The 14,369-nt window shown below is 55.4% G+C and carries 16 protein-coding genes; 13 read left to right on the forward strand and 3 right to left on the reverse strand.

The genetic code is table 11. The features are described 5' to 3' along the window. Nucleotide 1 precedes the first annotated feature (1 nt). Nucleotides 2–1,567 (reverse strand): sugar ABC transporter ATP-binding protein, encoded by a 1,566-nt coding sequence (locus ACR0I0_RS19105; RefSeq protein WP_480492530.1) that lies wholly within the window; start codon nucleotides 1,565–1,567, stop codon nucleotides 2–4. Nucleotides 1,568–1,702: 135 nt separating this feature from the next. Then, nucleotides 1,703–2,374 carry a GntR family transcriptional regulator gene (locus tag ACR0I0_RS19110; RefSeq protein ID WP_010437239.1) on the reverse strand — a complete coding sequence of 224 codons (672 nt, stop codon included), beginning with the start codon at nucleotides 2,372–2,374 and terminating at the stop codon, nucleotides 1,703–1,705. An 85-nt stretch (nucleotides 2,375–2,459) separates the two neighbouring features. On the opposite strand from ACR0I0_RS19110, the gene ACR0I0_RS19115 reads away from it, so the two are divergent. The 13 genes from ACR0I0_RS19115 (at nucleotide 2,460) to ACR0I0_RS19175 (ending at nucleotide 13,194) form a co-directional block, all read left to right on the forward strand. Beyond that, nucleotides 2,460–3,350: an SMP-30/gluconolactonase/LRE family protein gene (locus ACR0I0_RS19115; RefSeq protein WP_480492531.1), complete on the forward strand. Its 891-nt coding sequence runs from the start codon at nucleotides 2,460–2,462 to the stop codon at nucleotides 3,348–3,350. Nucleotides 3,351–3,376: 26 nt separating this feature from the next. Continuing rightward, nucleotides 3,377–4,411: a sugar ABC transporter substrate-binding protein gene (locus ACR0I0_RS19120; RefSeq protein ID WP_480492532.1), complete on the forward strand. Its 1,035-nt coding sequence runs from the start codon at nucleotides 3,377–3,379 to the stop codon at nucleotides 4,409–4,411. 84 nt (nucleotides 4,412–4,495) lie between these two features. Continuing rightward, the gene (locus ACR0I0_RS19125; RefSeq protein WP_480492533.1) at nucleotides 4,496–6,019 is read left to right on the forward strand and encodes a sugar ABC transporter ATP-binding protein; all 1,524 of its coding nucleotides are present in this window, start codon (nucleotides 4,496–4,498) and stop codon (nucleotides 6,017–6,019) included. Further along, nucleotides 6,016–7,017, forward strand: a complete 1,002-nt coding sequence (locus tag ACR0I0_RS19130; RefSeq protein WP_170719185.1) for an ABC transporter permease — start codon at nucleotides 6,016–6,018, stop codon at nucleotides 7,015–7,017. Before ACR0I0_RS19125 ends, ACR0I0_RS19130 begins: the two co-directional genes overlap by 4 nt. A gap of 1 nt (nucleotide 7,018) precedes the next feature. Next, nucleotides 7,019–7,807, forward strand: a complete 789-nt coding sequence (locus tag ACR0I0_RS19135) for an SDR family NAD(P)-dependent oxidoreductase (RefSeq protein WP_480492534.1) — start codon at nucleotides 7,019–7,021, stop codon at nucleotides 7,805–7,807. 22 nt (nucleotides 7,808–7,829) lie between these two features. After that, complete coding sequence (locus tag ACR0I0_RS19140) at nucleotides 7,830–8,324, forward strand: lactoylglutathione lyase family protein (RefSeq protein WP_480492535.1); 495 nt, start codon at nucleotides 7,830–7,832, stop codon at nucleotides 8,322–8,324. Continuing rightward, entirely contained in the window at nucleotides 8,317–9,348 is a 1,032-nt protein-coding gene (locus tag ACR0I0_RS19145; RefSeq protein ID WP_010437255.1) for a C-terminal binding protein, read from the forward strand. Before ACR0I0_RS19140 ends, ACR0I0_RS19145 begins: the two co-directional genes overlap by 8 nt. Before the next feature lie 12 nt (nucleotides 9,349–9,360). After that, on the forward strand, nucleotides 9,361–10,050 hold the full coding sequence (locus tag ACR0I0_RS19150; protein ID WP_480492536.1) for an RraA family protein: 690 nt from the start codon (nucleotides 9,361–9,363) through the stop codon (nucleotides 10,048–10,050). After that, nucleotides 10,031–10,951, forward strand: coding sequence for a 2-dehydro-3-deoxygalactonokinase (locus ACR0I0_RS19155; RefSeq protein WP_480492537.1), 921 nt, complete (start codon nucleotides 10,031–10,033; stop codon nucleotides 10,949–10,951). Before ACR0I0_RS19150 ends, ACR0I0_RS19155 begins: the two co-directional genes overlap by 20 nt. Next, nucleotides 10,948–11,574 carry a 2-dehydro-3-deoxy-6-phosphogalactonate aldolase gene (locus tag ACR0I0_RS19160; protein ID WP_171634687.1) on the forward strand — a complete coding sequence of 209 codons (627 nt, stop codon included), beginning with the start codon at nucleotides 10,948–10,950 and terminating at the stop codon, nucleotides 11,572–11,574. The genes ACR0I0_RS19155 and ACR0I0_RS19160 overlap by 4 nt, the downstream gene beginning before the upstream one ends. After that, nucleotides 11,571–12,272 carry an SDR family NAD(P)-dependent oxidoreductase gene (locus ACR0I0_RS19165; RefSeq protein WP_171634685.1) on the forward strand — a complete coding sequence of 234 codons (702 nt, stop codon included), beginning with the start codon at nucleotides 11,571–11,573 and terminating at the stop codon, nucleotides 12,270–12,272. Before ACR0I0_RS19160 ends, ACR0I0_RS19165 begins: the two co-directional genes overlap by 4 nt. Before the next feature lie 9 nt (nucleotides 12,273–12,281). Then, entirely contained in the window at nucleotides 12,282–12,800 is a 519-nt protein-coding gene (locus tag ACR0I0_RS19170; RefSeq protein WP_171634682.1) for a 2,4'-dihydroxyacetophenone dioxygenase family protein, read from the forward strand. Continuing rightward, the gene (locus tag ACR0I0_RS19175) at nucleotides 12,781–13,194 is read left to right on the forward strand and encodes a methylglyoxal synthase (protein ID WP_171724347.1); all 414 of its coding nucleotides are present in this window, start codon (nucleotides 12,781–12,783) and stop codon (nucleotides 13,192–13,194) included. Before ACR0I0_RS19170 ends, ACR0I0_RS19175 begins: the two co-directional genes overlap by 20 nt. A 24-nt stretch (nucleotides 13,195–13,218) precedes the next feature. Here ACR0I0_RS19175 and ACR0I0_RS19180 read toward each other — a convergent pair whose 3' ends face one another. Continuing rightward, complete coding sequence (locus ACR0I0_RS19180) at nucleotides 13,219–14,364, reverse strand: alpha-hydroxy acid oxidase (RefSeq protein ID WP_480492538.1); 1,146 nt, start codon at nucleotides 14,362–14,364, stop codon at nucleotides 13,219–13,221. Between the last annotated feature and the right edge of the window lie 5 nt (nucleotides 14,365–14,369).

Below are 14,369 nucleotides of genomic sequence, written 5' to 3' on the forward strand. Positions count from 1 at the left end.
GTCACGTCGCGACTCCTGATTGATTGGTTTGGGGTGCGTCCACAATTGGAACGGAATTTCCAGCGGCCATTTGAAGAAGCGTGGTTTCGGTTGCCTCAGCGGCTGCGATGTCTCCCATGAGGCGACCGTCGTGGACGACAAGGATGCGGGTCGAGAGAGAGACCAGTTCGGGAAAATCGGATGACACGACGAGGATGGCCATTCCCTCGGCTGCTCGACGCAAAAGTTCCGTGTGGATTTGGAATTTGGCTCCGACATCGACCCCTTTTGTGGGCTCCTCAATGATCAGAAGAGCTGGCGCGCGTTTGAGCCACTTGGCCAACATTATCTTTTGCTGATTGCCCCCTGAGAGATCACCAACAAGTTCGTTAATCCCGCTGGTTTTGACACTGAATGCGTCAATGGCTGTTTGGCTTGCTTCTTTGATCGAGCCCGAACGCATGAACCCAGCAGACGCATGATCGGAAAGACTGGCCGCGATCAGGTTGTCGCTGAGTGATTGTTCCAGAAAGAGGCCTTCAGTCTTGCGTTCCTCGGGAACAAACCCGACCCCAGCACGCATCGCCTGCCGCAAGGACGCAAAGTTAACAGGCTTGCCGTGCAGTCTGATCTCCCCGGTCGCGCCATGCATCAACCCTACAATCGATCGAACAATCTCGCTGCGGCGAGCGCCCATCAACCCTGCCATCCCTACAATCTCTCCGGCTTTAATGGAGAAAGAAATGTCTTCGAATTCATCTGGATGGGTTAATTCTCGGACATGCAAAACCTCTTCGCCGTTAACCTTACCTGACCGCGTGACATCACCGGGGTGAGCGCCGCCGATCATCTCGGCGACGACTTGTTCCTGAGAAGTTTCCGAAACCGGTAAAGTGCTGATGTGGCGCCCATCTCGCAAAACGGTAATGCGATCCGAGATCTGGAAAATCTCGGCCATATGGTGGCTGACATAGACGATGCCAATCCCTTTCTTTGTCAGGGACTTTAGGACTTCGAATAGTGCGTCTACTTCGTCGGGTGCCAATGCTGATGTCGGTTCATCCAGCAAAAGGACGCGGGAATTCAACGACAGCGCCTTGGCGATTTCAACAATCTGGCGGGAGCTTATTGGCAAGTTTTCCACGGGTGTTGAGACGTCGATATCCAGACCGAATTCCGCCAGTAACGCCTCCGCACGGCGGCGCAGTTCAGGCCAGTCAACTACGCCAAACCGGGTGGGTACGCGCCCCGCGTAGATGTTTTCCGCAACAGAGAGCGCGCCAGCGAGGCTGAGTTCTTGAAAAACACAGCCGATGCCCAGGGATTGCGCGTGTGATGGGCTTTCGACTCGCTGTTCCTTGCCGTCGCACAGGATACGCCCAGCAGAAGGTTGGTGAAGTCCATAAAACAGGCCGAGACAAGTGGATTTTCCGGCGCCGTTTTCCCCGCATAGCGCGTGAACTTCGCCGGGTCTCAATTCAAAGTCGACGCCATCCAAAACAATGTTCGTGCCGAAGCTTTTGCCAACCCGATCCAGCTGGATCAGTGGCTGTAGCCCCGGTGAGTCAGGTTTCATTGCTGGCGTCATACAAGCTTCCTCCCGTCTTTTGATTGGCATCTGATATCTCAGATGTCAACTGAAAAAGAAAAGACCGTGAGGTGCCCAAAAGAAAGGGGCGGCGCCGTTCTGGCCCGCCCCCGTCACAACGAAGCTACGTTTTTGCTAGGATGCGGTCGCGCCTTCGAGGACGATGGCGGCGCTTTTGTAGGCTTGTCTGGTGCGGTCAATATGCGCTGTGAGAAGAGATTTGATTTTGGCCATGTCACCTTCGCGAACGGCAATAGCGATTTTCGAATGCTCATCGAAGGAGAGCTCAGTATGCTGTGGCAGCTTCGCCAAATGGGTCCGCAATGCGGCAATCTTACCAATGTAGCGTGTATAGCTGGCCGTCAGGTAATCGTTACCGGCATGTTCAAAAATCAACTGATGAAACGTGGTATCCAGTGAAAGGTAGCCCTTTTCATTGCCTCGCCTGCGTTCCTTCTCCATGTCCTTCACGACACGCTGCATGTCGTCGGCAAGACCTTCCGGGTTCCGCAACAACGCAAGTTCAAAGGCGGCAGTTTCGATAGCCTGTCTGAAATCGCAGATCTGAGTCACTTCCGGCTCAGACAGCGAAAAAACGCGTGCGCCTTTTTGAGGCTCGATACTGACCAACCCTTCGTCACGTAATTGAGCGAGTGCTTCGCGGACTGGCGATTTCGATACGCCCAGCTCTTCGGAGATTTTTCGCTCCGACAAAACCTGGCCCATTTTCAGGGAGCCATCGATAATACTATTCCGCAAATGTTCCAGTGCGAGTTCACGCAAAGACTTGGGTCTCTCAAGCGCCATCTGAGGATATCTCCAAAAAAAGGTGTTGCCAGATGCAAGATATCTGATACACCAGATTAGGCAAGCTGGTATATCAGATATCAGAATGTACTTAGGAGATCAAAAAGTGCGCGCAGAGTTGGTCGTCGATTGTAAGAACCAGCACGGGGAAGGGATTTTCTGGAATCCCGCCGATGGCCTAATCTGGTGGACCGACATTGAAGGCTGTGCGCTTTGGTCATTTGATCCTGCAACGTCAGAAACTGCCTCTCATGAGATGCCGGAGCGCGTGTGTTGCTTCGCGCCGCGCGCGTCTGGCGGTCTGATCGTTGCCTATGCGGATCGAGTTGTCTTGTTCGATTCGCCCAATAGCGAGGAAACCCTCGTGACGCGATTCGAGCCGAACAATCCGGAGACACGGCTTAACGATGGGCGAACCGATCGCCAAGGGCGATTGATTGTTGGAGGCATGAACGAAGTTTCTGGTAAAGCCGATTCGTCAGTCATCTGCGTCGATAAGGATTTGAGTGTACGGACGATTATCGAAGGAGTGTCTTGCGCCAATTCGACTTGCTTTACGTCCGACGGTGAGACGATGTTCTTTGCGGATACCCCGGATCGGGAAATCGTTGCATTTGATTACGACACACGCGGTGGAACCGTTTCGAACCGTCGGCAGCACGCTTCTTTCAATGATGAGCCAGGCTTGCCTGATGGGTCCTGTGTCGATGCCGAAGGGGGCGTCTGGAACGCCGAATGGGAAGGCCATCGCGTTGTTCGCGTCGCACCTGACGGCACGATAGATCGAGTGATCGAGGTGCCGGTCTGGAAGCCCACCTGTTGCGCTTTCGGTGGGCCTGATCTCGACACGCTGTTCATAACGAGCTCAAGGCTGATGAGTGACGAAGCAGCTTTAACAAAAGAACCGGAATCCGGCGGCCTCTTTGCTGTGAAACCCGGCGTTCGTGGCGTGATAGACGCGCCATTCAAAGGATAACCAACGAAATTCTGGAGGAGAAAACTATGTTGAAAACGCTAATGACCACTACGCTTGCCGCGGGGTTCGCCACGCTGGCAACGGTCGCTCTGGCGGAAAATTATCCAACACCTGTTCCACTTGAGGACGGGGCACAAGCGCCAATCGATGCAATAGAACCCAAGAACGATACGTTCCGGATCGCGTATATGCCGCCGGCGACCGAGTTCAACTACTACATCGCCATCGGTGAAGGCATCAAAGCGGTTGCTGCTGAGGCCGGGGTCGAAGTCTTCATGCTTGCGCCCCAGTCCGGTGCGGACATCAACGGCCAAATGGGAATGATCCAGGATGTGCTGACGCAGGATGTGGATGCAATCATCTTTGGGACACACGATGAATTTGCTGCCGCACCATTGCTAAAGCAGGCAGTAGACAAGGGCATGGCAGTTCTGATGATCAATTCGGACATCCCGAACTTCCCGACACCAATTCATGGCGTTGTCGGGTACTCTCAGCGTAACGGCACGCATGCTATCGCTGATTGGGCCATTGAAACTTATGGTGATCAACCGCTGAAGGTCGGCATTATCGAAGGGCAGCCTGGCTATCACTCGACCGAACGTGTGGGCGGCTTCCTCGACGGTATCGAGGGCAATGATAACTTCGACGTTGTGGTATCCATTGATGGTAAATGGAACGTTGAAGGCGGCAACACTGCTGGTATGGATATCCTGCAGTCGAACCCCGATCTCGACATGATCTTTGCGGCGAACGACTACATGATCATTGGGGCATCATTTGCTGCAAAAGCACTTGGCCGCAATGATATCGTCCTTTTGGGCAATGATGGTGACACGTCTGGCCTTGAAGAAATCGCGGCTGGCAACATCACGGCAACCGTCAACACCTCGCCATTCTTAATGGGTAAAGCGGCCATGCACGCAACCATTGATGCGCTCAACGGGTCCTATCCCGGCGGCTGGATCGAAACGCCCACATCAATTGAAGACAAAGATGGTGCGATCAGCGTGCTGCAAGAGCCAGAAAAGCTCTTCCCGCAGCCGTCCAAAGAGTACTGAGCTTTCTCCCCGCTTCCCGGTGGCGCGTGCGCGTGCTGCCGGGTCGCAACTCAACCGAGTTTCACTTTTGTCGAGGCAATCGCAATGACACCCGCAACGCCACTTTGGGAGTTTGTCGATATCACCAAGGCCTATCCTGGGGTTTTGGCGAATGACGAGGTTTGCATCCGGCTTATGCCCGGTTCCATTCATGGGCTGCTGGGTGAAAATGGCTGTGGCAAGTCGACTATGATCAAGACACTGTCCGGCGTGCAGCAACCCGATAGCGGTCAAATCCTGCACAATGGCAAGCCGGTCACGATCAGCGATCCGCAGGCGGCACGTGAACTTGGTGTCGCAACAGTTTTTCAGGAATTCTCGATCGTGCCCACCTTGTCGGTTGGCGAAAACATCTTCCTTGGCAATATGCCTCGGTCCCGCTTTGGCGTGATCGACTGGGCCAAGGTCCACAACGAAGCCGCGCGCGTTTTGGCGGAAATGGATGTCGATGTTTCTCCCGAAACGATCACCGGCTCGCTATCGGTAGGCGAGCAACAACTGGTCGAGATCGCGAAAGCCGTCGCGATGGACGCCCGCATGATCATCCTGGATGAGCCAACGGCGGCATTGGGTGAAGATGAAATTGAACGCCTGCACCAGTTACTGCGCAATATGCGTGAACGCGGAACCGCTATTCTCTATGTGTCGCACAGGCTGGATGAGGTTGAACGGATCGTTGATGAAGTGACGATCTTGCGCAACGGCTGTGTTGTGCGAGCGAGTGGCGAGACCAAGATCAACGTCTCTGAGATTGTCAGCGCAATGGTCGGTGAGGACATTGGTGAGCATTATCCCAAGGAGCAGAACGCGACCAAGGATATTGTGCTAGAGGCGGCGGGTCTGGCCACCAATTCGGGCGTGAGAGATGTATCGTTTTCGTTGCACCGAGGTGAAGTTTTGGGTTTGGGTGGTGTATTGGGCAGTGGCCGCACAGAGATTGCCCGCGCCCTGTTTGGGACAGACGAGCTGGCGGGCGGACAGATAACACTGCATGGCAAACCAGTACGCTTCCGCCGGGAAATCGATGCGATCCGTGCTGGATTGGCCCTTGTTCCGGAGAACCGTAAGTTTGACGGGTTGTTCTTCAATTTCCGCGCAAGCGGGAACGTCACTGCAGCGTCCCTTGGCGGGCTAAGCCGGTTCGGCGTGTTGAATCTTAAGGCGGAAGAGCAAGCCACCCATGACCTGATCCGCGATCTGGAAATCTCGACCCAGGCCGAGGAAAAGACGGTCAACTTCTTGTCTGGTGGTAATCAGCAGAAGATCGTGATTGCACGTTGGCTGTTCTCAGCCTCTGACATCCTGATCCTTGATGAACCGACGCAAGGGATCGATATCGGCGCCAAGATCGCTGTTTATAAGTTGATTAACAGGCTCACGCGGGCGGGAAAATCGATCATTCTAATCAGTTCAGACCATGATGAGTTGCTTGCGATGAGCGATCGGATTGCCGTCGTGCAGCACGGAACGATAGTGCGCACGGTCGATGCATCCGACCTTACGCATGACGATCTTGTTCGCGCGTCCGCCGACACCCCCCAATCCAAGCCTAAGGAGGCTTTCGCATGAAGCGGATCTTTGACACCCAGTTGATCGGGCCATTCGCAGCAATGGTGATTGTCGCACTGATCGTGGCCCTTACGACCGAACGCTTCCTGAACCCGGGCAACCTTTCTAACCTTTCGCTACAGGTAAGCATCGTGGCCTTGATCGCAATCGGGTCTACTATCGTGATCTTCGCTGCGGGCATCGATCTGAGTTCCGGGTCTATGGTGGCTTTGCTGACCATGATCCTTGCGCAAATGTTGAAATTTGTCGGCATTCCACTGGTTCTGGCGCTGCCCCTCATACTCTTCATGGGCGGATTGCTTGGTCTGTTCATTGGGCTGATAACAGCCTACGGGCGTATCCCGTCGTTTATCACGACATTGGCGGCGTTGATTGCCTTCAGGGGCCTTGCCCTGACCTTCAACAATGGGTCTCCGATCTTCTCGCTGGATCCGGCGTTAGAGCCAATCTTCTACGGCAAGCTGTTCGGCGTTCCGATGCCTTTCTTCTACCTCGTATTCTTCTACGTCCTTGCTGCGTTCACCATGAACTTCACGAAACTTGGGCGTGAGATCTATGCCGTGGGTGGTAACCCAGCCGCTGCCGTTCTGACGGGTATCAACGTACGAAAAGTTCAGACGACGACATTTGTCATCGCTGGTTTCATGACGGCTGTTGGTGCGATCCTGATGTCAGCGCGCCTCAACTCTGGTTCGCCCAACTATGGCCAGACGCTGGAACTGCAGGCCATTGCCGCTGCTGTTGTCGGCGGAGCCAGCCTTGCAGGCGGTCGTGGCAACATCCTCGCCACGCTGATGGGGGCGATGACAATCGTTATCGTCCAGAATGGTTTGAACCTGAACGCTGCGCCATCTTCGGTTCAGAACATCGTGTTGGGCCTGATCATTCTGTTGGCCGTCGGCATAGACATGTGGCGCGCGGAAATTTCGGGCTTGATGGGTCGAATGTTCGGCCGCCCTTCATCGCAGCAGTCATCTAACGTTAAGAAGGAGGCCTGAGATGGATCTGGGGCTTAAGAATAAACTGGTCCTGGTGACTGGTTCAGGTTCTGGCATCGGCAAAGCCACTGCCCGGGTCTACCTGGAAGAAGGCGCGCGGGTCATCGTGCATGGCCTGACCGAGGCGGAAGTGTCCGACTGCGTCAACGACCTGTCATCTCTGGGCGACGTTGAGGGCATTGCGGCCGACCTAACCAAGACCTCAGATGCAGAAACGCTGGCGGATTTTGCGCGAGCGCGCGGTGCGGTAGACGTTCTGGTGAATAATGTCGGCATCTTTTCGGTTAAACCGTTCGAGGATCTCACGGATGACGACTGGATGCACTATTTCAACATCAACGTCCTGTCCGCCGTTCGGATGAGCCGAATTTTCCTGCCTAACATGCTTGGCCGGGATAAGGGATCTATCATCAACATGGCCAGCGAAGCGGCAGTGAAACCACTACCTCAGATGGTGCATTATTCTGTCACTAAAACTGCCATGTTAGGTCTGACACGTGGCATGGCAGAATTGACAAAGGGGACAAAAGTCCGGGTTAACTCGATCCTGCCTGGTCCAACCTGGACAGAAGGTGTCGAAGCCTATTTTGACGGCCTCGCCGATCAGAAGGGTGAGCCGCTCGACACGATCGTCGACAATTACTTCAAATTAGATGAGCCCACATCGCTCATACAACGCTTTGTCCAACCAGACGAAGTCGCCCGCATGATCGTCACGATCTCAGCAAGCACAGCCTCCAATGGTTCTGCGCATCGGATCGAAGGCGGCATCGTTCGCAATATTCTTTAACTGCTAACTGGAGGAGCCTGCTATGGCCGCTCTCACTTTCTCTCACATTGGCATCACAGTTCCCGACTTGGAAAAAGCCGTGGAGTTTTATTCCAAGGCATTCGGCCTGTACGTGCTGATGGAACCAACTGAAATCATGCATGACGAAAGCGCCATCGGTCAGATGTGCGACGATGTATTTGGGGAAGGATGGGGAAGCTTCCGCATCGCTCACTTGTCAATGGGCGACGGTGTTGGCATCGAATTGTTTGAATTCCCGAAGACCGTCGAAGAAGAACGACCGTTTGAATATTGGCGGCGTGGCTTGTTTCATTTCTGCGTACAGGACGAGGATCTGGAAGGCCGCATCAAGGTTATCGAAGACCTTGGCGGGCGCCAGCGCATGAGCCAAGTGCGCAAGTATTACCCAGGTGAAAAGCCTTATCGCATGGTCTATATGGAAGACCCGTTTGGCAACATATTCGAGCTCTATAGCCACTCGTACGAATTGACCTATTCGGCGGGTGCCTATGACTGACCGCGCCGCCTTTCCCCCCAGAACGGACAAACCCAAGGTCGTGATAACCGATTACGACTTTGGTGATGTTGCCGTTGAGACGGAAATCCTGGAAGCCGCAGGAGCCGAGGTGATTGCGCTTCAGGCCAAGCGCCAGGAAGACCTGTTTGATGTCGCGCCGCATTGCGCAGCGATGATGAACCAATATGCACGGATCGGGAAAGAAACGATTACGCGGATGCGGAACTGCGAGGTCATCGCGCGTTATGGCGTAGGCGTGGATATCGTGGATGTCGGCACGGCGACGGAAAAAGGTATCCTCGTCACCAATGTGCAAAACTATTGCACCGAGGAGGTCGCCGATCATGCGATTGCCCTTTGGCTGACCCTGGCGCGCAAGTTGCCTGACTATGATCGGGCCACTCATGCAGGGATCTGGAAATGGCAAAGCGGGCAGCCGGTCTACCGTTTGCGCGGGCGGACGATGGGTGTCGTCTCGCTGGGTAAAATCGGGCAAGCCATCGTGGCGCGGGCGCAATCTTTCGGGGTTACGGTCATCGCCTACGACCCGTATTTGCCAAGAGAAGTCGCGGCAAAGATTGGGGTCGAGCTGGTGAGCAAGCCCGAATTGCTGGCAAGGTCCGACTATATCCTGATGCAGGCACCGATGACGCCGAACACGCATCACTTTTTGTCGGATGCCGAATTCTCGGTCATGAAACCCGGGGCGATACTCGTGAACACCGGACGCGGACCAACGGTCGACAACAAAGCCCTGTTCCGGGCGCTGACCGAAGGCCATTTGGCCGCTGCAGGGCTCGACGACCCCGAAGAAGAGCCGGCCAAGCGCGCCAACTGGACGCCTGATGACAACCCGTTGTTCACACTGCCCAACGTGCTCGTAACGCCACATGCCGCCTACTATTCCGAGGAATCCATACACGCAGCGCGGGTAACCGCGGCCACTCAGGTGGCCAAGGTCCTGACAGGACAAAACCCCGACTACACAGTCAATGCCGACGCGTTGGCCGTATCTACCGCATAACAGGAGACAAGAATGCCAGACGTCAGCACGGACCTTAGGGTTTTTAATGATTTTGAAAGAAACCCGGAACTTCTCAAAAAATTCGACAAGGTGTTGGAGGCGTACTCTGCTGCTGCCATTTTTGCGGATGTGCAGTACCGAACAGGCGTGATGGACAGCGCCATCAAGCCCGCTTTCCGCGCCAAGGTGACAGGCCAGGCCGTGACGGTTCAGCTTTCAAAAGGTGATCTGGTCGACCCATTGCGAGCGCTTGAAATGGGACAACCCGGAGACGTGATCGTTGTGGACGCGGGTGGTGATCGTCAAACGTCAGTCTGCGGCGGTTTAATGGGTGGCCTGGCCAAGAACCGTGGCATTCGGGGTATGATCGTAGATGGCACTGGGCGTGACACAGATGAGTTGGAAGACATCAACTGGCCAATCTGGACGCGCGCGATCACGCCGCGCGGAACGCACACGATGTTCTCGGAACGTAAAGAAGAACTTTCGATTAATGTGCCCATTGCCTGTGGGGGCGTCGTCGTAAACCCCGGAGATTTCATTGTCGCTGATCTTATGGGCGTCGTTGTGATTCCACAGGAAATTGCCGAAGAAACCGTGCGCCTTGCTCAAGAGCAAGCTGACCGTGAGGAGGAAACCCGAAAATGGGTGGCCCAAGGCAAAACCGTTGAGGATCTGCTGAATGAATTCGGTCGCATCTGAGCCAGCGCTGATCGGCGTAGATTGGGGCACTTCATCGTTCCGTGCATTTCTAATTGGTGCGGAGGGCGACGTGATCGATGGGGTCTCGTCGCCTGAAGGTATCATGCAGGTTGCGGGACAAACCTTTGAGGCGGTCCTTGATCGTCTAATCGGCCCTTGGGTCGCCAACGCTAACCTGCCGATCCTGGCATCTGGCATGATCACCAGCCGCAATGGTTGGGTAGAAACGCAATATGCTGAAATGCCGCTGGGTGCTGGCGGTCTTGCGCGAGCGTTGGTCCCCCACGAAGCGGCCAACGGAGCGCGTATTCATTTTGTGACAGGTGCCTCGACAGAACATGCCGGAGGACCGGACGTAATGCGCGGCGAGGAGACCCAGATCATCGGGGCATCTTCGCTAGGTTTGAGCGAAGGTATGTTCGTGATGCCGGGAACGCACAGTAAATGGGTTCAGGTTGCCGACGGGAAGATCGTGGATTTCTCGACCTACATGACAGGTGAAATCTTTTCGGCGTTGAAAGAACACACAATTCTTGGCACCTTGATGAAGGAGGACACCTTCAGCGAAGACGCATTCGTGATGGGCGTCAAGGCGGGCCTCAGTGGTGAGTCGAACCTGCTGCACAGCCTGTTTCATGTTCGGACGCTTCCTCTCATGGGCAAAATCCCAAAGGTTGCCACGGCCGACTACTTGTCGGGCTTGTTGATCGGGACCGAGGTTGCTGCCGCGACCGGCGAAGTAAAAGACGTCGGCACGATCACTGTTGTTGGACGTAGCGATTTGTCCGTCCGATACGAAATAGCGCTTCGAACTGCTGGTTTCGACAGCCGTCGCGCGCCAGATGATATCGTTGCGAAAGGGCATTTTCTGATTGCTCGCGCTGCGGGGTTGGTTGGATGATTGACCTCACCGCAGCTCTTGCTGAGAACCCGCTGATTGCGATTTTGCGGGGGCTAGCACCAGAAAATGCGCGCCCGGTGTCTGATGTACTCTTCGATGCCGGGTTTCGGATAATCGAAGTGCCACTCAACTCACCGGACCCGCTGGAATCGATAGGGCAGATCGCCGTGAAGCATGGCGCTCAGACCATCGTCGGCGCTGGCACAGTATTGACTGTGGATCAGGTCGCGGCGGTTGCTGATGCAGGCGGGCGTATCATCGTGTCGCCCAATATGAACCCGGACGTTGGGCGCGCGGCTGTCGCACGGGATCTGTATTGGTGTCCAGGTGTCATGACCCCCTCCGAGGCCTTTACGGCATTGGATATCGGGGCATCGGTCCTCAAATTCTTTCCGGCGGAAATGGTGCCACCAGCTGCCATCGCTGCCATGCGCGCCGTATTGCCTGCAGACGCAATCATCGCTGCGGTAGGGGGCATAACGCCGGATACGATGGCGTCGTATCATGCCGCGGGTGCAAATGGATATGGGCTGGGATCCGCGCTGTTCAAACCGAGCTATACATTGGATGATATCGGCAGGCGCGCGCGCGCCTTCACCAGTGTATTGGAGGAACTTGGATGAAACAGGCCCTTGTTACGGGCGGTACGCGAGGAATCGGTGCGGGTGTTGCACGGTCTCTGGCAGACGCAGGTTGGTCCGTCATTGCCGCATCCGCCTCCCAATCCGAACTGGATGCATTCGAGCCTCGGGACGGGTTAAAGGTGCAGCTCTTGGATGTCACCGACCAGACGTCCATCAATGATGTATTCGGCGAACTCACGGGTCTCGATGCCTTGGTGAACTGCGCAGGTATTCTTTTGCGTGGCGAAGAATATGACATCGACGTCTTCGCCAAGGTGCTCGATGTGAATCTGACAGGCACCATGCGCTGCTGTCTTGCCGCGCATCCATTGTTGGCTGAAGCGAGTGGGGCCATCGTCAACACCGCCTCTATGCTCAGCACTTTTGGTGGACCTTTGGTGCCGGCCTATTCCGCTTCCAAGGGCGGCGTGGCACAGTTGACCAAGGCACTGGCAGGTCGCTGGGCCGAAGACGGTATCCGGGTCAATGCCATCGCGCCGGGCTGGATCGAGACAGAGATGACCAAAGGCCTTCGGGAAGACCCTGAACGAACGGCGGGGATCATGGCGCGTACGCCGATGAAACGCTGGGGAAAACCCGAAGAGATCGGCGCGCTTGTGCAATGGCTTTTGAGTGAAAACGCCAGTTTTGTGACCGGATCGATCTATCCGGTCGATGGCGGCTATCTCGCTATGTGAGGAAAATCTATGAATGACGATGACACCGCCCGAATGCCATATCAATTGCCATTCCCCAAGGATGCGCAAGACGAAATCGTGATCCCGAATGCCGTGAGTGCGGACGACAGACTATGGGTTCCGCAGGCAGAGAACGTCTGGTTCCGACCGCTCTGCTTGAACCGCTCGCAAGGTTATTGGATGAACCTTCTCAAAGTGCGCAAAGCTGGTGTTCTTTCGCGGCACCGCCATCCTCAGCCAGTCCATGGCTTCGTCCTGAAAGGGCGCTGGCATTATCTGGAACATGATTGGGTCGCGGAAGAAGGGGGATATGTCTTTGAGCCGCCGGGTGAGACTCATACTTTGGTCGTTCCCGACGATGTCGAAGAGATGGTCACCTATTTCCAGGTCAATGGCGTGATGTGCTATGTTGATCCGTGGGGCAAGGTCACTGGCTACGAAGATGTCTTTACCAAGATTGATCTGTGCCGAAAACACTTCGCGGAAGTCGGTCTTGGAGAAGATTACGTTGAACAGTTCATCCGGTGATGCGCCGCGTTTCGCCCTCGTGGCCCATGATGCGCGAAAGGACGAAATCGTTGAATGGGTGGGTCTGCAATTGGCCCGCCTGTCCAGAGTACAAATCTTCTCGACAGGGACCACCGGCAGTCGCATTAAGCAAGCCTATCCACAACTGGATGTGACCTGCCTGAAAAGCGGACCACTCGGAGGCGACCAACAGATCGGCGCCATGATCTGCGAAGAGAAACTGGATGCATTGATTTTCTTTGTCGACCCTCTCTCACCCATGCCACATGACGTCGACGTTAAGGCTCTGACCCGTCTCGCCACGGTATATGATCTGCCAATGGCATGTTCGCGCTCAACCGCGGATCTGATCGTCAAGGGGCTGATTGACGAGGATGACAACGCGCCTGGGTGATACGCCACGCGCCGCAAGCGCCGATCAGCCAGTTCTCAGAAGGTGCTCTGCCAGACTGCCGAGGTTTTCGCTACCAAGCTGGCTCATGTTGGCCTCAATGTCAGCTTTCAGGATGTGAACGAGATGGTCGATCCCTCGTGCTCCGAACGCTGCAACAGCATATTGAAAGGCGCGTCCGACCATGACGAAATCTGCACCCTTCGCCAGGGCACGCATGATGTCCAATCCCCAGGCAACGCCAGAGTCGTAGATCAGTGGCACATCTATTCCGACCGCCTCGCGGATGTTCGGGAGTTGGTCAATCACGGCGGGCCCGGCTTCGAATTGACGCCCGGAGTGGTTTGAGACCCAGATGCAATCCACGCCTTCGGCCACCATTTTTTGCGCGTCCTCCGGCCGCAGGACACCCTTGACGATCAGGTGACCCTCCCATTCCCGCCGCAGTTCGCGCAGGTAGTCCCAATCTGGAATCCCACGGATCAGAGCGCCTGCATGAGTAAAGCTTTCTCGCCCACGCGCGGGGACGTAATCGTCAAAGAACCGCATACGTGGCATGATGCCCTCGCGCAGATGTGCAAGGCACCAGGCGGGTCGTGATGCCATTTCAGTCAGCGTGCGCAGGTCAGCTTTTGGAGGCACCGTGAGATTGGCGCGGCGTTGTCGTTCGCGCCGACTCTCTTCTGGAACGTCCACCGTGATGATCAGCGTATGAAATCCCGCTGCCTTAATCCTCGGGAGCATCGCGCGGCGCAAATCGCTGGAGTTCACCGGGTAATGCTGAAACCATCCGTTTTTGCCAATGTAAGGTGCCACATCTTCCGGTGAAGCAACCGCCACGCTGGATAACGAAAACGGAATGTTGTGAGCAACTGCTGCCTTTGCAAGCATCCGCTCTGCTCCTGCCCACATCAGGCCGGACATACCTACCGGTGCTATCCCGAATGGCAGATCGTAAGTTTGACCCATCAATGTAGTCTGCAGTTCGGCCTTTGTTCGGCCACATAGCACACGCGGCATGAATCCTATGGCATCGAGTGCGTCACGGTTGACCTTCAGTCCCAGCTCCCGGCCGGTCGCGCTGTCGAGGTATTCGAAAGCAAACTTCGGAATGCGCTTCTGTGCGGTTCGCCGAAGGTCTTCTATCGACGGGTGAGAAAGGTCCAGATCCATCCGGG

The organism is Ruegeria sp. AG6, from assembly GCF_056541565.1.